At 64.3% G+C, this 16,885-nt stretch carries 15 protein-coding genes; 7 read left to right on the top strand and 8 right to left on the bottom strand.

The features are described from left to right. Nucleotides 1–63 precede the first annotated feature (63 nt). The 4 genes from FJT57_RS00540 (at nucleotide 64) to FJT57_RS00525 (ending at nucleotide 5,524) form a co-directional block, all read left to right on the top strand. The gene (locus FJT57_RS00540) at nucleotides 64–651 is read left to right on the top strand and encodes a thymidine kinase (protein ID WP_144900866.1); all 588 of its coding nucleotides are present in this window, start codon (nucleotides 64–66) and stop codon (nucleotides 649–651) included. A gap of 12 nt (nucleotides 652–663) precedes the next feature. Next, complete coding sequence (locus FJT57_RS00535) at nucleotides 664–1,266, top strand: YIP1 family protein (protein ID WP_144900865.1); 603 nt, start codon at nucleotides 664–666, stop codon at nucleotides 1,264–1,266. Between the two features lie 87 nt (nucleotides 1,267–1,353). Further along, nucleotides 1,354–3,573 carry a DHH family phosphoesterase gene (locus FJT57_RS00530; RefSeq protein WP_144900864.1) on the top strand — a complete coding sequence of 740 codons (2,220 nt, stop codon included), beginning with the start codon at nucleotides 1,354–1,356 and terminating at the stop codon, nucleotides 3,571–3,573. A 265-nt stretch (nucleotides 3,574–3,838) separates the two neighbouring features. After that, on the top strand, nucleotides 3,839–5,524 hold the full coding sequence (locus FJT57_RS00525) for a tRNA uridine(34) 5-carboxymethylaminomethyl modification radical SAM/GNAT enzyme Elp3 (protein WP_203229060.1): 1,686 nt from the start codon (nucleotides 3,839–3,841) through the stop codon (nucleotides 5,522–5,524). A 189-nt stretch (nucleotides 5,525–5,713) separates the two neighbouring features. Here the strand turns inward: FJT57_RS00525 and FJT57_RS00520 are convergent, their stop codons facing one another. From FJT57_RS00520 to folP, 7 genes are all read right to left on the bottom strand, one after another. Then, nucleotides 5,714–6,148 (bottom strand): GNAT family N-acetyltransferase, encoded by a 435-nt coding sequence (locus FJT57_RS00520; RefSeq protein ID WP_203229102.1) that lies wholly within the window; start codon nucleotides 6,146–6,148, stop codon nucleotides 5,714–5,716. A gap of 266 nt (nucleotides 6,149–6,414) precedes the next feature. After that, nucleotides 6,415–6,609, bottom strand: coding sequence for a cold-shock protein (locus tag FJT57_RS00515; protein ID WP_144900861.1), 195 nt, complete (start codon nucleotides 6,607–6,609; stop codon nucleotides 6,415–6,417). 199 nt (nucleotides 6,610–6,808) lie between these two features. Next, the gene (locus tag FJT57_RS16815; RefSeq protein WP_238993867.1) at nucleotides 6,809–7,579 is read right to left on the bottom strand and encodes a hypothetical protein; all 771 of its coding nucleotides are present in this window, start codon (nucleotides 7,577–7,579) and stop codon (nucleotides 6,809–6,811) included. A 107-nt stretch (nucleotides 7,580–7,686) separates the two neighbouring features. Beyond that, on the bottom strand, nucleotides 7,687–8,286 hold the full coding sequence (gene sod / locus FJT57_RS00505; protein ID WP_144900860.1) for a superoxide dismutase: 600 nt from the start codon (nucleotides 8,284–8,286) through the stop codon (nucleotides 7,687–7,689). A 92-nt stretch (nucleotides 8,287–8,378) separates the two neighbouring features. Further along, nucleotides 8,379–9,875 (bottom strand): cryptochrome/photolyase family protein, encoded by a 1,497-nt coding sequence (locus tag FJT57_RS00500; protein ID WP_144900859.1) that lies wholly within the window; start codon nucleotides 9,873–9,875, stop codon nucleotides 8,379–8,381. A gap of 150 nt (nucleotides 9,876–10,025) precedes the next feature. Next, entirely contained in the window at nucleotides 10,026–10,709 is a 684-nt protein-coding gene (locus tag FJT57_RS00495; RefSeq protein WP_144900858.1) for a 6-hydroxymethylpterin diphosphokinase MptE-like protein, read from the bottom strand. Between the two features lie 214 nt (nucleotides 10,710–10,923). After that, the gene (gene folP / locus FJT57_RS00490; RefSeq protein ID WP_144900857.1) at nucleotides 10,924–12,207 is read right to left on the bottom strand and encodes a dihydropteroate synthase; all 1,284 of its coding nucleotides are present in this window, start codon (nucleotides 12,205–12,207) and stop codon (nucleotides 10,924–10,926) included. Between the two features lie 221 nt (nucleotides 12,208–12,428). Here folP and FJT57_RS00485 point away from each other — a divergent pair, with 221 nt between their 5' ends. Further along, nucleotides 12,429–12,734 (top strand): DUF5827 family protein, encoded by a 306-nt coding sequence (locus FJT57_RS00485; RefSeq protein ID WP_144900856.1) that lies wholly within the window; start codon nucleotides 12,429–12,431, stop codon nucleotides 12,732–12,734. Nucleotides 12,735–12,846: 112 nt separating this feature from the next. Here the strand turns inward: FJT57_RS00485 and FJT57_RS00480 are convergent, their stop codons facing one another. After that, nucleotides 12,847–13,383, bottom strand: a complete 537-nt coding sequence (locus tag FJT57_RS00480) for a DUF7344 domain-containing protein (protein ID WP_144900855.1) — start codon at nucleotides 13,381–13,383, stop codon at nucleotides 12,847–12,849. Nucleotides 13,384–13,809: 426 nt separating this feature from the next. Here FJT57_RS00480 and FJT57_RS00475 point away from each other — a divergent pair, with 426 nt between their 5' ends. Together FJT57_RS00475 and FJT57_RS00470 are read left to right on the top strand one after the other, a co-directional pair. Beyond that, entirely contained in the window at nucleotides 13,810–15,108 is a 1,299-nt protein-coding gene (locus FJT57_RS00475; RefSeq protein WP_144900854.1) for a SipW-dependent-type signal peptide-containing protein, read from the top strand. 157 nt (nucleotides 15,109–15,265) lie between these two features. Next, complete coding sequence (locus tag FJT57_RS00470; protein WP_144900853.1) at nucleotides 15,266–16,735, top strand: vWA domain-containing protein; 1,470 nt, start codon at nucleotides 15,266–15,268, stop codon at nucleotides 16,733–16,735. Nucleotides 16,736–16,885 lie beyond the last annotated feature (150 nt).

The raw sequence follows: 16,885 nt of genomic DNA, 5'->3' as shown, positions 1-16,885 counted from the left end.
CGCCACTCCCGAATTCGAGCGAATGAACAACGGTTTTGACCTTCCACCGCACTCGAACGTCGTATGCACGCCATCACGAACAGCGGATGGATCGAGGTCGTCACGGGCTCGATGTTCTCGGGGAAGACCGAGGAGGTCCTCCGCCGACTGCGACGCGCGGAGATCGCGGGCCAGGAGGTCGCGGTGTTCAAGCCCGCGATCGACGACCGCTACGGCGAGACGACCGTCGGGTCGCACGTCGGCCGCCAGTGGGAGGCAAGCGTCGTGGCCAACGAGGGCGAGGACGTCTGGGAGATTCGAGAGCATCTCAACGGCGAGGACGTCGTCGCCGTCGACGAGGCGAACTTCTTCTCGAACGCGCTCGTCGACGTGTGCCAGCAGTTGGCCGACGACGGCCGCCGCGTCATCGTTTCCGGAATCGATCAGACGTATCGCGGGGAGCCGTTCGAGCCGCTCCCGCAGTTGATGGCCGTCGCCGAGTACGTCGACAAACTCCAGGCGATCTGCGCGCTGTGCGGCGAGCCAGCGACGCGGAACCAACGCCTCGTCGACGGCGTCCCCGCACACGTCGACGAGCCGACGGTCGTCATCGGTGCCGACGAATCCTACGAGGCGCGGTGCCGCAACTGTCATACCCTCCGGAGGGACTAGGGGAGACAGACCGTGACCACGTGGGTCGAGGATCCGAGCGGCGGGCGAGAGCGCGGAGCGCGCGGGATCGCGCGGGCGTGGGTCGAGGTGATCCTGCGGCCGCGGCAGTTCTTCAGGACCGGCGTCGCGCCCGGCGATCAGGCCCCCGGACTCGTCTTCGCCATCGTCGTCGCCGTAGCGTACACGATCGGGCTGTTCACGTTCTCACCCGAACGGATTCCGGAACTAGCCGGAGGCCGAACGGTCTCCGCTTTCATCGCTCTCGCAGCCGTCGCGCTCGTCGTCGCGCCAGCGGTACTGCACCTGACCGCCGCGCTCCAGACGGTCGTTCTCATCATCGCCGTTCGCGACCGTGCGGGCATCAGCGAAACCGTGCAGGTCATCGCGTACGCGACGGCCCCGTGCGTCCTCGCGGGGATCCCCTCCCCGACGCTCAGGCTCGTCTGCGCGCTCTACGGGTCGGCACTGCTCGTTCTCGGCCTGCGCGAAGTGCACGGCACGACGACCGGTCGCGCCCTCGCGTCGGCTGCGGTTCCGGCGACGCTGCTTTTCGGATCCGCGTTCGGCGGTCTCGACGCCGGAGAGGCGGTTCTCCGCCTCGCTGGGATGATCTGACGCCGACGGCGTAGTCCGGCGACGACTGCCCGATCGGCGAGCGGGAATTCGACAGTCGTTTTAGGCGCGACCCATTTTACTCTGTCAATGGATTGGATTACGCACGACGAGGACGTCTGGTTCGATTTCAGGGGAAATTCCCCGAAACAACTCACGCCGGGGCGGTTTTACAAGGGTACCGTCGATGGATTTGCGGATTTCGGCGTTTTCGTCGATCTCGCACCCGGGGTCACCGGGCTGCTGCACCGTAGCGAACTCGACCGCCGCTTGGAGAGTCTCGATTGGGACTCTGGCGACACGGTGTTCGTGCAAGTGAAGAACGTCAGAAGCAACGGCAACATCGACCTCGGCTGGTCGATCCGCCAGTCCGAATCGGAGTTCCGCGGCGCTCGGGTTCACGATCCCGACGGCGACGACGACGGGGCGGAGATCGACAGCAGCGAGTCCGACGACGGTCCGACGCCGGTGAAGAAGAAGCCGAAGGGGATCTCAACGGCATCACGTACCGGGAACGGCACCGAGGCGGCCGCGACGCGGGAATCGGAAGCGTCGGGAGAGTCGGAAGCAGACAGCACATCCGACGACGCCGGGTCGGAGCGCACCGAAGAGAGCGCGTTCGAGTTCGACGAGGCCACGTCCGAGGGCGCATCGGCGGGCGAGGCGGCGGGGAACGGAGCCGCGACGACCGAATCGGACGCAGCGGATGTATCGGAGCCTGAATCCGACGATGCAGTCGAATCGGATGTTTCCGAGAAATCGGATGCCGCCGAGGAACCGGATGCCGCGGAATCCGCCGCGGCGGACGACGAGGAACCGGAGCGAGCCTCCGTCGACTCTCTCGACGATCGCGTCGGCGACCTCGTCAGAATCGAGGGCGAAGTCGTCGGTGCGCGACAGACCGGCGGTCCGACGATCTTCGAGGTGCGAGACGAGACTGGCGTCGTCGACTGCGCGGCGTTCGTCGAGGCGGGCGTCCGCGCCTACCCCGAGATCGAGGAGGGCGACGCGGTGCGACTCGACGGCGAAGTCGAGCTCCGCCGCGGCGAACTCCAGATCGAGACCGAGGACCTGGTCGCGCTCACCGGTGACGAGGCAGAGGCAGTGGAAGAACGGCTCGCGGACGCGCTCTCGGCGAAGGCCCGCCCCGAGTCGGTCGAACCGCTCGCCGACGACGACGCCGTCGAGGCCGTCACCGACCAGCTCGCTGACGCCGCCGAGGAGATCCGCGCGGCCGTGTTGGAGTCGCGTCCGATCGTCGTCCGTCACGCCGCCACGGCGGACGGCTACGTCGCTGGCGCGGCCGTCGAACGGGCCGTGCTTCCGCTGATTCGCGAGGAGCACGCCCGCGCGGACGCGGAGTACCACTTCTTCACGCGGCGTCCGCTCGACGACCCCGTCTACGGGATGGACGCCGCGACGAAGGACGTGACGCGGATGCTGCAGGACAACGAGCGCCACGACGAGAAACTGCCGCTCGTCGTCCTCGTCGGCGTCGGCGGCACGACCGACTCCCTCGACGGCCTCGGACTGCTCGGCGTCTACGGTGCCTCCAGAGTCATCGTCGACGCGGAGGCGGTCGATCCGGAGATCGTCGACGAGGCGAGCGCGCTCGTCTCGCCGAGCCTCGCCGATGTCGACGGAAGCGACCTCTCGACGGGCGCACTCGGTGCCAACCTCGCGGCTGCGGTCAACGCGGATGTGTCCGACGACCTCGCGCATCTGCCCGCCGTGAGCTACTGGGAGAACGCGCCGGGGGCGTACGTCGACCTCGCGGGCGACGCGGGATACGACGTCGACCGGACGCGAGAGCTCCGCGAGGCGGTCGCCCTTGAGGCGTACTACCAGTCGTATCAGGACAAGCGGGAACTCATCACCGACCTCCTGTTCGAGGACGACGGCGGCCTCGCCGGTCACGTCTCCGAGCAGTACCGGATCAAACTCGGTGACGAGGTCGAAACCGCGGAGGCGAACCTCGAAAGTCGCGAGGTCGACGGCGTCGACCTCGCCGTCCTGGATGCGGACTCCTACAGCCATCGATTCGACTTCCCGCCGACGTCGCTGCTGGCGGACGCGCTGCACCGGCAGGCCGACGACCGGTCGGTGACAGTCGTCTACGCGACCGACGAACTGTTCGTCCGCGCGGACGCCGACGTCGACGTTCGAGAGGCCGCCGCAGCCGCCGACGAGGCGGTTCCCGAGGGCGGCATCACGGCCGTCGGAATCCGGCAGAACCGCGTCGAGTTCCTCTCCGGCGCGCGCGACGCCGTCGTCGACGCCGTCACCGAGGCCGTCGTCGACCAGCTCTGAAGACAGTTCCCAGCTTTTCTGTGACGGTCTCCGATCAACGCTGAGACGGTGTCGGTCAACGCTGGAGCTGCCGTCAATCCACGCTGAGATTCCGCCGACCACGGCCAAAGTGATATCCCGACACCGCTCGGGTCGGGTTTCCGACCCGTTCGGCGTGATTTCGACAGATGGTTGGATGCTCCGGAGCGACACGCTTAACCGCGAAACGGGACCAACTGGGAGTAATGAACCGCCGCTCGTCGCGACCGCGCGAGGTGATTTCCCGATGAGTACCGACGCCGGGTCGGACCCCGAGTCGGAGGCGGACCCCACAGAATCGGAGGCGTTCCGACGCACCTGCGAGGCCCTCGTCGAGCGAATCCTGGATGGAGACGTCGAGCGCGACGACTTGGAGTCGGCGAAGCTCGAAGCCTGTTCGACGCACTCCTCGCCGAAGGTGCCGAAGAACGCGGAGATCCTCCAGTACGCCCCCGACGGACGGCGCGAGAAGGTCAAGGAGGTAGTGCGCCGAAAGCCCGTCCGAACTGCCTCGGGCGTCTCCCCGGTGGCGATAATGACGTCGCCGCATATGTGCCCGCACGGGAAGTGCCTGTACTGTCCCGGCGGCCCGGCCTCGGAGTTCGACTCCTCGCAGTCGTACACCGGCCACGAGCCCGCGGCCGCCCGCGGCGAGCAGAACGATTACGACCCCTACGGACAGGTGACGCTCCGGCTCGAACAGCTCAGACACATCGGCCACCCCGTCGACAAGGTCGAACTCATCCTGATGGGCGGGACGATGACCGCGCGGAGCCACGACTACCAGGAGTGGTTCGTCAAGCGCGCGCTGGAGGCGCTGAACGACTACGACCTGGATTCGAATCCCCGTCCCGCGGAGGACCAATCGTTCAAGCCCGATCCCGAGAACGTCGAGTTTCGATACGTCGGGGACGTCATCGCCGAGAACGAGACGGCCGACATCCGAAACATCGGCACGACGTTCGAGACGAAACCCGACTGGTGCGATCCCGAGCAGATCGATCGGATGCTCGATCTGGGTGCGACGAAGGTAGAGGTCGGCGTCCAGACGACCTACGAGCGGATAAATCGGGAGATGCACCGCGGCCACGGCGTGCAGGCGTCGATCGACGCGAACCGCAGGCTGCGGGACTCGGGGTTTAAGGTCGGGTTCCATATGATGCCGGGGCAGCCGGGGATGACGAGGGAGATGATTCTCGAGGACTTCCGGCAACTGTTCGAGCGCGAGGAGTACCGCCCGGACTACCTCAAGATCTACCCGACGCTCGTCGTGCGCGGAACGCGCGTCTACGACCAGTGGCGCCGCGACGAGTTCGAGCCCCTCGGCAACGACGAGGCCGCGGAGATCGTCGCTGAGGTGATGGGGATGATACCCGAGTACACGCGCCTCCAGCGCGTCCAACGCGACATTCCCGCGGACTTCATCGACGCGGGCGTCTGGAAGTCGAACCTCCGGCAACTCGCCGAGCAGCGCGCCGAGGAGAAGGGGATCGAAGTCAGGGACATCCGCGCTCGCGAAGCCGGGATGAACGATGCTGATCCCGATCCCGAGCGGGTCGAGCTGAACGTGAAGACGTACGACGTCGCGGGCGGCACCGAGCACTTCCTCGCGTTCGAGGACCCCGTCGAGGACTTGCTGGTGGGGTTCTGTCGGCTCCGCTTCCCGAACGACCCGGTTCGCCGAGAGCTCGAAAATGCCGCGATCGTCCGCGAGCTACACGTCTACGGGAGCGAAGCGGGAATCGGCAGCGGCGAGGGGGAATGGCAGCACAAGGGGTACGGTCGACGGTTGATCGGGCGGGCGGAGGAGCTCGCCGCCGACGCGGGCTACGATGCGCTCGCGATCATCTCCGGCATCGGCGCGCGCGAGTACTACCGGCAGAAGCTGGGGTACCATCAGGACGGGCCGTACGTCTCGAAACGACTGTCCTGACTGTCGAATCGTGGAATACTGGCGAACAGTCGGCACCCGCTATCGATTCGCGACGACGGCCTCGCTCGCGGCATTGCCATCACGTATCACACCGCGCCGACGTGCCGAGCAACCGCTGCACGACGCGGAGCAGCTCTCAGATCATAGAGGCGTTGGCCTCGTCCCGGTATAAAAACGTCAGCAACAAAATCAGCGATTCGACGCCAGTTCCTTCTCCATCTCGATGTGCGGAATCCCCGCCTCCTCGAACTCCTCTCCGAAGGCGTCGTAGCCGAGTCGCTCGTAGAACCCGCGGACCTGCGTCTGCGCGTGGAGCGCGAGTCGATCGAAACCATCGGCGTGCGCGTGCGACTCGACGGCGTCCATCACGCGACGGCCCCAGTCCTCGCCCCGCCTGTCGGCGGCGACGGCGACGCGTTCGACTTTTCCGACTTCGCCGTCGACGCCTCGGAATCGGGCCGCCCCGACGACGTCGCCGTCATCGTAGGCGACGAAGTGCGTCGCATCGGCGTCCGGCTCGTCGTGTTCGTCCCACTCGATCTCCTCGTCGACGCCCTGTTCCTCGACGAACACGGCTCGTCGAAGATCGAAGGCGTCCCGGCGTTCGGCGTCGTCCGAAACCACGAACGCACCGGTTCGGGTCTCGCTGTCCTGTCGGTCCCCCTCGTCGTCCGCTCGGTCGGCGGCGTCGCGCTCGGCAGTCACGAGGGAAGAGAAGCGCGCCGCGAAACTGAGCGTTTCGGACTGCTCGTGAGAACTGGATCTGTTCAGTGAACCCGAGGTCCCCAGTCGGAGCCGAGACCTGCGGCTCAGTAGTGTGGAAATTACCCGAGTGAACTCGGGAAAATTATGTGCCGTCCATCGTCGCCGTGAGGCGACTGAAGTCGGTATTAGTTACGAACGAGGTTCGTCGCGCGCGGTCCCTTGGGCGAGGATTCGATCTCGAAGTCGACGTCCTGTCCTTCTTCGAGGTCCGGGCCACCAACATCTTCCATGTGGAAGAAAACGTCGTCGTCAGCGTCGTCCGTCGAAATGAAACCGTAACCGCCTGTGTCGTTGAAGAAATCAACCTTACCGTTTGCCATTGCAAACAAACGTACACCCCGTCCACGGATAAGACTTGTGCGGGTCACGGTACCACGACAGTCGCGGGTGCCGTTGTCGTGATCCGAGGCCGTCGATGGACGAAGCCGCACCGACGATGGACGGAACCGCACGGTCAGTGGGCGAAACTGCACCGTTGACCGCCGACTGGTGAAATCGCAGCGTTGTTCGACGTGAGGGTTAGCGTTGCGCTCCGTCGATGGCAGTCCCCGCCGTTTCGTCGGAGTCGGGCTGTGCCCGCTCCTCGCGGAGTTGCAGGTAGGAGGCCGCCATAACCCCGTAGACGAAAACGAAGAGGACGGTGCTGAGCGTGTTGGTGAGGAGTTCCGCGATCACGGGGGCGGCGGCGAGATCGAAGACGGTCCCGACGATGCCGATCGTCCCGCCGATCGCGCCGCTGAGAACGACGATGGCCGAGAGTTTCAGGCGGTTGCCTCGCGAGAGGTCCCAACTCCGTCTGAGCGCACTGAGCGTGCCGCAGTCTTCGACACCGACCGCGAAGATGAAACACAGAAAGCAGGCGGCGAGGAAGATGCCCGGCAGGAGGAAAAACGCCAGTCCGATCGTGACCGACACGCCGACGACGACTCCGCCGACGATCATCGAGAGGGTCGCACGGCCAACTCTCCGCTGATACAGTTCTCCGGGGAACGCGGACAGTTCTTCCATCGGCCGGACGAACGCTCTGGAGAGCGCCACGAAGTACATCGAGACCAGGACGAACGCGGCCGCGAAGAGGCCCCAACCGACCGACCCGGAGACGGGTAACGTCAGCCCGAGACTGCCGACCTGTTCGGACGCCTCCGGCGGGAAGGTTCCGAGGACAGCCGTGTTGATCGACGCCTGAACGAGAAACTGAATGAGGAGAAGTACCACAAACAGGACAGCGCCGGTCCGGGTGAGGACTCGCCTGATGCCGTCGACGAACGCGCGCGAGAGGTGAAACGCCATACTCGAAGACGGTCGACTCGGAAAATAAGACTACGGGAGACTCACACCGCGATTTCACTCACGGCGTCGAGGTCGCGGAAAAAATGTCGGGATGTGCGCGTCGTCGCTTACTCGAAGAGTTCGACAGCCTGCTCGTAGCGGGCGCTGGGTTCCTCCCAGTCGACGACCTCGAAGAAGTTGCCGATGAAGTCGCCGCGGGCCGGGCCGTAGTCGTGGTAGTAGGAGTGCTCCCAGACGTCCAGCGCGAGGATCGGATGGCTGCCCCAGAGCGCGCCCTGGTCGTGCTTGTCGACGACCACGTTGCGCAGCTGGTTCGAGAACGAGTCGTAGACGAGAAGCGCCCAGCCGCCAGCGGCGGACGCCGCGGCCTCGAACTCGCCCTTCCAAGCCTCATACGAGCCGAAGTCCTGCTCGATTCGGTCCGCGAGCGCGCCAGTCGGTTCGTCGCCGCCCTCCGGCGACATCGAGTTCCAGAAGAGGTCGTGGAGAACGTGACCGCTGCCGTTGTGGGTCACGTTCCGGATCGCGCCAGCCGACGAGGAGAAGTCTCCGTCGTCGCGGTTCTCTTCGAGCGTCTCCTCGGCAGCGTTCCAGCCGTTCACGTAGCCCTGATGGTGGGTGTCGTGGTGCCACGTGAGGACCTGCTCGGAGATGTGCGGTTCAAGCGCGTCGTAGTCGTACGGAAGGGGATCGAGTTCGTAGCTCATTAAGATAGCCTCCGCTCTATCACACGTTCGGATCGCTGTTAAAGTTTAAGGGGGGTGTGATAACAAAGCACGTCCCGGAACGATTCCGCAGATCAGTCGTCGCCGCGAGCAGCTTCGAACATCGCCAGCACGGCCTCCCGCCGGTCGGCGTGGTCGACGATCGGTTCGGGGTACTCCGGCGCGGCGTGGTGCCGCTGCGTCGGCGACAGTTCGTGCCACTCGTGTATTATGTCGGGGTCGGCGTCGCGGAGTTCGGGGACGTACCGCTTGATGTACTCCGCGTCGGGATCGTATCGCTCGCCCTGCGTCATCGGATTGAAGATGCGGAAGTACGGTTGCGCGTCCGTCCCCGTCGACGCGGCCCACTGCCAGCCGCCGTTGTCGTTGGCGGTGTCGTGGTCGACGAGGTACCGCCGGAAGTGGTCGTATCCCTCCCGCCAGTCGGTGAGGAGGTCCTTCGTGAGAAACGAGGCGACGATCATCCGAACGCGGTTGTGTATGTACGCCTCGGCTTTCAACTCCCGCATCCCGGCGTCGACGATCGGATAGCCAGTTTCGCCGTCCTTCCACGCGCGCAACTCGTCTGGATCGTTTCGCCACTCGATGTCGTTGTCGTACTCACGGAAGTTCTCGGAGACGATTTCGGGGTTGTAAAACAGCACGTGGGCGTAGAACTCCCGCCACGCGAGTTGGGACTGGAACTCCTCGACTGAATCCGTGTCGCCGTCGCTGTCGGCCCGGGCCGCCGCGTCATCGGTCGCGGCGTACACCTCTCGAATCCCGATCGTCCCGAACTTCAGATCAGCCGAGAGGTGCGAGACCGCCTCGCGCGTCGGGTAATCTCGATCCGCCTCGTACCGGAAGATCGGGCCCGCGCAGAAGTCGTCGAGTCGCGTCCGGGCGGCCTCGGTTCCGGCGGGCTGGATGTCGGCATCGGGCTCGTCGAAGCCCAGCTCTTGGATCGTCGGAAGCGAATCCCCCGCGGTCGGTGGCGGTAGTTCGTCGGTGGCGTCGATATCAGTGGCGTCAGTAAGTACGTCGGCATCGACGAGCGCACTGGCGGCGGGATCAGGGAACGGGTTCGGCTTCTCGCGGTCGCGCCACTTCTTCCAGAAGTAGGTGAACACGGAGTAGTGCTCGCCCTCGTTGGTGGTGATCGAGCCGGGCTCGTGGAAGATCGCGTCGTGGAACGACGCCCTGTCGACATCGACGTCGTCGAGCGCTTTTCGGACCGCCGCGTCGCGTTCGGTGGCGAGCCCCGAGTAGTCGCTGTTCCAGACGACGCGCTCTGCGTCGCACTCGACGGCGATTTCGGGGATCACGTCCACGGGATCGCCGCGGGCGACGAGGAGGTCGGAACCGCGCTCGCGGTACCACGCGCGCAGTTCGGCGAGCGAATCCAGGAGATACCGCACGCGGGGCGCCGCGGCGTGTTCGAGGACGGAATCGTCGAAGACGAAGACGGGGAGAACCGGGTCGCGGAGGGAGCCAGCACTAGCCGAGCCTTCCGGTGTGGCCGCCGTGGTCGCCTCGGCGAGCGCCCGGTTGTCCGACGCTCGGAGGTCTCTGCGGTGCCAGTGAATCTGCATACCGAGCGGACGGACGCGCGCCCCGTCAACGTAACGGCAGATTCGATCCGGCGAGGCGGTCACAATCCGTTCGATTGGTGCCCGTTCGACTGCGACCCGTTCGTTCGTGACTCGCATGGCTCATACGAGCGCGATCTGTCCGAGCGTGCCCTACGGCGTCGGAATCGGATCGATCGAATCGCGCCGCCCGTCGAGGGGCGAAAAACGCTCCCCGCGGCGGCGTTCGAGCAGGTGGAGCAGTCGCTCGGCCCACCGGAGTTTCTTCGCCTTCGACTCGGAGACGTCCGGATCGTCGAACTCCCAGCCGACGAAGCGGAGTTTTGCCGCCCCGAGGGCGTCAGCCAGAAACGCCGCCCGGTCACCGTCGGTGAATCCGCCAAAGTTGTAGACGGCGTCGATCGGTTCCGCCTGCGTCGTCGCGAGCGTGTGCGCCGATTCGAATTTCGGGACCCACGCTTCGATGAGGGGAACGTTGTCCCCGTGCGCGTGCGCGGCAACCGGCGTTCCCGTATTCGTTAGTTCGAGGGCCGTCTGGGGGTTCTTATCCAGATCGGTGACCATCAGATCGACCGAGAATCCGGCCTCACGGACGACGTCGGTCGCCGTCGAGGCGGCAAAAACCCGGTCTGCGTCATCGACGCGGTCGACTTCCGCGGGCAGCGACGGCGCGGCCCCGACGATCGCGACCGTCTCGCCGCGACAGTCGAGGCGGTCGAAATCGAACGGTTCCGCATACGCCGCGATGACGTCCCGAGCGCGCTCGTCGCCGTCGCGAGGGTAGCCGAAGTCCGCGAGGATCGACTCGTAGACCGGTTCCCACGTCTGGAAGTTCATAGCTGTCGCTCCCGGGCGTGACGGTACGAGCCGGAATGGCACCAAGTACCCCTACCCGCGTGCCCTTCCGGCTTCCAGATGTCGGGTTTAAATCGATCCGTCATAAGCTTTCCCGTGTTCACTCGGTTCAGACAGGGTGATACGAGGTGTCTGACGCGCGAAATCGGGATAATCGCAGGTTTGAGGCGTTTGACGAACGAAGCGAGCCGGACAGTCATCGTGCGGATTCGCTGATCGTTTCGAGTGCCGCGAGGAGGCCGTCGTCGGTGAACCGACTCTCGAAGACCCTCAAGAGCGTCGCGTATCCGCGTGGCGTGCCGAACAGCAGAACTGTTCGACCGGGGCTCCTCCCGCCGGGCTCACCGCCGTCGGTCGTTGCGCTCGCCACCGCCGCCGTATTTGGCACGACTGTTACACCGGCCTCGGCGGCTGCGGTCGAGAGCCGTCCGACTGCCGCATCCGACAGTCCGGATAGTTCAAACGTGCGGACGACCGCGTCTTTCGACGCGTCGACTGACGACTCGACGCCGACGCGTTCGAGGTGTCGCCGCGCCTCGCGAGTCGTCGTCACATCCAGTTCCTCGACGGCGACGTCGCCGGAGTCGGCACCGTGCGACGACGCCCGGTTGCGAGAGCGGGAGGCCGCAAACTCGTATCCGATCAGCGCCGCGTCGCGCGTCTCTCGGACGTCGTGCGTTCGGACCACACGCGCGCCGCGTTCGACCGCCATCGACGTCGCCGCCAGCGAAACCGGGAGGGACTCCTCTGTCGACCGCCCGGCGATCTCTCGGAGGAAGTTCTTGCGATTGATCGAGACGAGGATCGGACGGTCGAGACCGCGGAACTCCCGGAGGCGACGGAACGTCTCCCGGTCGTCTTCGAGCGTCTTCTCGTCGGACCAGCCGCCGAACGCCGGATCGACGATGGTCTTGTCGGTGAAGCCGTTCAGCGAGAGCGCCTCGTAGATGTCGTCAGCGTAGCTCCGGCTCCGCTCCCGTTCGGCGGCGCTACGCGCCGCCCCGTCCGTGGATTCGACCGCTCCGGGCCGAGTGAGATCCGGCGGTGAGGCCATCTTTGCGACCGCGACATCGTAGTCCGCACAAACGCGCGGCATCTCGGGATCCGCGAACCCGCAGATGTCGTTGACCATCTCGAAGCCGCGCGAGAGCGCCGCCGCCGCGACCTCGTGATACCGCGTCTCGATCGAGAAGACGGCGTCGCCGGAGACGCTTTCGATCGCCTCGATCGCCGTATCGAGCCGTTCGAGTTCCTCCTCCGCGGAGAGCACCTCGAAGCGTTTGTTCGCCGATTCGAGGCCGACGTCGACGATGTCGGCCCCCTCGTCGATGAGTTCGCGATCGACGTAGGCGGCGGCCTCGCCGGGGTCGTCGAAAACGCTCGGGTCGTACGGCGATTCCTCCGAGACGTTCAGTACGCCCATAACCCGTGGCGGGTGCTCGTCGCCGATCGACAGCCCGGCGGCGTCCACAGTTCGCATACCTGATTCTCGGACGGCGGACACATATACTGACTGGCAGCGCGATGCGGACTCGGGTGGTGTCCGGACGCTCGCGGTTTGGGGGGAGACAGGAATCGTCGTCGACTCAGCGGGACGGTTCAGTCGGATGGGATAGCTCGATTCGACGAACCGCCGCCAATCGACGAAAGCGCCGCCCGGGACTCGTCGGGACTTTTGGCCTCGGAAACTAACGTGACGGTATGCCGAAACCGAAATCGGAGTTCGAGACGCTCTATCCGTACCAGTTGTACGAACCCGAAGACGTCCTCGATGCGGGCATGATGTACACCGTCTCGGAAATCGCCCGGCTGCTACAGGGGCTGGATCCCGAGGCCCGGCTCGATGCGGACAGCGAAGACCGCGTCGTCGCGTGGACGATTCCCTGGCTGATGGCGCACGCCGACGAACTCGTGATCAACGATCCCGTGGGCGACGAACCCGGGTACTTCGGCGTCGCGAGCGACGACCGCCCGCCCGAGGAAATCCCTGACGACGCCGACGTGTGATCCCTGACGCGTCGACGCGTGGCTGGCAGTGTGGTCGCGTTGTCGCCGATGTATGACTCACGGCGGCGCTGTCGTGTCGCAGTCGGCCCCATAGCCCTCAGACGACTGATTTCTAGGAGAGTCGGTTCAGGTAGACCCATCGACGCGACCAGAGTTGGTACAGCGTCGATCCGGCCAGTGCGGCGAGAAAGACGGTCGCAACGATGAGCGGGTCGATCACCGAAATGACTGGAGCGTCGACCATCGTCAGGACGATCAAAAACAACGAGAGGACGCCGAGCGATCGATAGTACGACGCCCACGTCATTCCGTACTTCGTTACGACTTCCATATAGACGTCGACCGTGCGCGCCTCCTCGCGAAGCGTGATCGTCTTCCGGTCGCGGTCGTAGTCCACGACGCCCGCGTCGTCGAGTTTCGGCAGGTGGCTCTGGTGCAGCGAGATATACACGCTGTCGCGGATGTTCCGCGGTGCCGGTGACTCGCCGGTCTCCCGTTCGGCGATCTCCTCTGCGAGGTCACGTAACATTACCTCGCGCCCGTGCGACTGGAGGCACTTAATCGTCTGTCGTCGTCGGTCGTTTCTGAGGAGATCGTGAATGTCGGTCTCCGAAAGGCTCTGCTCGCGCTGTATGGCTGGATAGCTCATGTATGGCTCCCGTACTGCACCGGTAAGGAGATGACAATATAGTAATGAGTTCGGATAATTTTCGACTGTTCGATTGAATGTGCCGTTAATTCGAGTATGATACCCCTTAACGGAATGACTTGTTTCTCTAAGCGGAGGCTTCCACGGTGGTTCTCACGGTAAGTGGTGCATATACTACGGACTTTGATCGAATATATAATACGTCGTTCGATCGCGTATTAGCCGCTCAAGGTCCTAAAATCATCGTATTAAACGACCGAGGGTCGCATTAGGTCAGAAAAGCCGCAATTAGCTATGGGGATAGTCCCGGTGGGGTTGAGATGAGGATCAACCCACACTGGGCTCGTGCCGACTCTTCTGTGAGGGTCTGCACGCGGCGGTTCGACTCCGCCGGTGGGCATCCCCCAGACGGGGGGAGAATGACCCATGACAGAGAAGTTTGAGATCTCGCGGCGGAAAGCATTGGCTGGACTCGGAACCATCGGCGTCGCATCTGCGGGCGCCGGACTGGGGACGAGTGCGCTGTTCAGCGATACGGAATCGTTCGAGAACAACATCGTGACGGCCGGGACGCTCGATCTCCTGGTCGATTACTACTCCTACTGGGACCAGGGTTCGGCTGGCACTGGAACCGTGTCCGGAACTGCCGACGGTGAAGCTGTCACGGCGGAGCTGGGAGACGTGAAACCGGGAGACAGCGGCCTGATCGCCTTCTGTCCCCGGATCGAGACGAACCCGGCGTACCTGTGGATGTGCGGGGCGCTCACCGATTCGAGCGAAAACGGGTACACGGAGCCAGAACCGGAGGACGGCAACGGCGAGGGTGAACTCGAGGAAAACATCCACGTCGACGTCAAGTACTGTGAAGTCGGTGAAATCGGAGACAACTTCGGCCCGGAGGACGTCTCGAAAGTCGCGAAGGCCTGGTCGGGCACGCTCGCAGAGCTTCTTTCGATGGGCCAGTCGGGGATCACGCTCGATGGGGAGGCAACGGTCCCGAACGGTGGGTTCCCGGAGCCTGGAGAACAATCTCCCTTCCTTGGATCCAATGACGGTGAAAACTACTGTCTCTGTCTGGACTGGAAAGTGCCCAGGAAAGTCGCCAACGAAATCCAGGGCGATTCACTCAAATTCGATCTCAAATTCTACGCTGAACAGTCGCGAAACAACGACGGATCCGATAATCCGTGTAGTGAGACCTTCCGGATAAATCGGGCATTTAGCGGAACGGACTCACAGAGCTGCGACTTTAGTGATCCGATCGAACTACCCTACGGCGACCTCGGCGACGAACAGGTGATGAACGTCGCCTTGTTCGGGGACCCGGTCGTCATCACGATCGATTTAGCGAAGGATCCTGTTGATGGGCAGTTCCCCGACAATTTCGGGCTGGCGTTCGACACCGACGATGACGACGTCGGCGATTTCCAGGTTCTCTACACCGAAGGGACCGGATTCGAATACGAAGAACCAGTCGCCTCAGGAAATACTGGACCGCTTCCGAGTGACATCAGCGCGTCAGCGGACGGCAACGCCCGGTTCACCATCCAAATCGACCGGAGTAAACTGGGTACCAGCTTCTCTCTCGGTGGAAAGGCTGGCTACGCCAGTGAGACACCACCCAGCGGCAGCGGAAACGTCGTCGTGAACCTGACGCCGGAGTTCTGCTTCGGACCTGACGGGTTCGACGACGCGAGCACCTACCAGGACGTCACGCTCGAATAGCCACGCGACAGTCAGCCGACCCATTTCGAGACGAGGGCTCTCGGGAGACCGAGATCACCTTGTTCGGCCGGTAACGGCGGTTCGACTCCGCCGGTGGGTCTTCCCCCGAGTGGGGGCAGCGACCGCGGCAAAGACGGTCACGAACGAGGAAACCACGATGACAGAATACGAACTCGATCTAACGCGGCGCAAAGTGCTCGGCTCCATCGGAGCCATCGGCGCGGCTTCGGCCGGTGCCGGACTCGGCACGAGCGCGCTGTTCAGCGACACGGAATCGTTTGAAAACAACACCATCACGGCGGGCACGCTCGACCTCAAGGTCGACTGGCAGCAGTCCTACTACGGGGCTTCGGAGTCTTGGGAGTTCGTCAACGCCCACCCCGATCACGACGACGACGGAGAACAGTCGATCGACCTCGGTGGAAACACTGGCGTCGTGAAGTACAGCGACGACGACAAGAACATCGTCGACGCGCTCACCTGCGAGAACTTCGATCAGAACTACGAGGAGAACTTCGGCGACCAGGAGAGCTTGGTCTCGCTGAACGACGTCAAGCCCGGCGACGAGGGCGAGATCACGTTCAGTCTCCACCTCTGTGACAACCCGGGGTACATCTGGCTCACCGCGGACAATTTCAGCCAGAGCGGCGGTACGACCACCGAGCCCGAGGAAGCGGAACTGGAGCAGGGAGAAGAAGACGACGGCGAACTCGCGGAGAACACGTTCGTCGAAATCTGGTACGACGAGGACTGCGACAACCAACTCGACCGGAGCGGCGAGGAAGGCCAAGAGCTGGAGGTCGCGCTGGTCAGTGACCGATCCGGCTCGATGAGCGGCTCCATCGGCGACTTAGAGACCGCGGCGAAGAACTTCGTCGATCAGCTCTCGACGCCCGACGAGGGTGCCGCCATCTCCTTCGCCAACGGCGCGTCGCTCGATCAGGAACTCACCACCGACTACCAGGCGATCAAGGACGCAATCGACTACACCGCCGACGGTTCGACGGATATGAGCGACGGCATCAGTACCGCCCACGACGAACTGATGAGCGGAACCAACGCGACTCCTGGTGCGAACAAGGTGATGATCGTCCTCGGCGACGGCGATCCGGATTCGGAGTCGGACACTGAGGACGCCGCCGACGATGCGAAAGACGATGGCATCCGCATTTTCACCATCGCACTTGGGGACGGTCCCGACGAGGACTTCATGGAGGGCATCGCGTCCAACCCCAGCGATGCCTACGCGGCCCCAGATTCGTCGGACCTCCAGACGATCTACGACGAGATCGCGCAGGTCGTGATCTCCGGCGAGCAGGTCATCCTCGGCGAGGGCGACGGCGAGCACGACGATCCGGTCACGCTCGCGGAGGCGATGGACATCATCCAGAACAACGGCGGGATGGTGCCCCTCGACGGCGACGGTGATATGGGATACGACGACGGAGACACCGCGGAAGCGCGGGACTGTTTCGACCCGGAGACAGGTCACTGCATCGGTGTGCACTGGTGGGTGCCGACCGACGTCGGCAACGAAATTCAGGGCGATTCCGTGGACTTCGACCTCGGATTCTACGCGCAACAGTGCCGCAATAGCGACGGATCGCGACCGGAGGCTTCGGTCTAAGCGTCCCTGCACGCGCGAATCGACCCACGCGGGCGCGGCGCATCGATTGCGCCCGGCGGTTCGACTCCGCCGGTGGGCCTTCCCCCGAGTGGGGGGCAGCGACCGCGGCGAAGACGGTCACGAGCGAGGAGACCACGATGACAGAATACA

Origin of the sequence: Halobellus captivus (assembly GCF_007655485.1) — an archaeon.
In the GTDB taxonomy this organism is placed as follows: Archaea; Halobacteriota; Halobacteria; order Halobacteriales; family Haloferacaceae; genus Haloquadratum; species Haloquadratum captivum.
The sequence above is the reverse complement of the archived record's forward strand: the minus strand, read 5'-3'. Positions and strand labels throughout refer to the sequence as shown.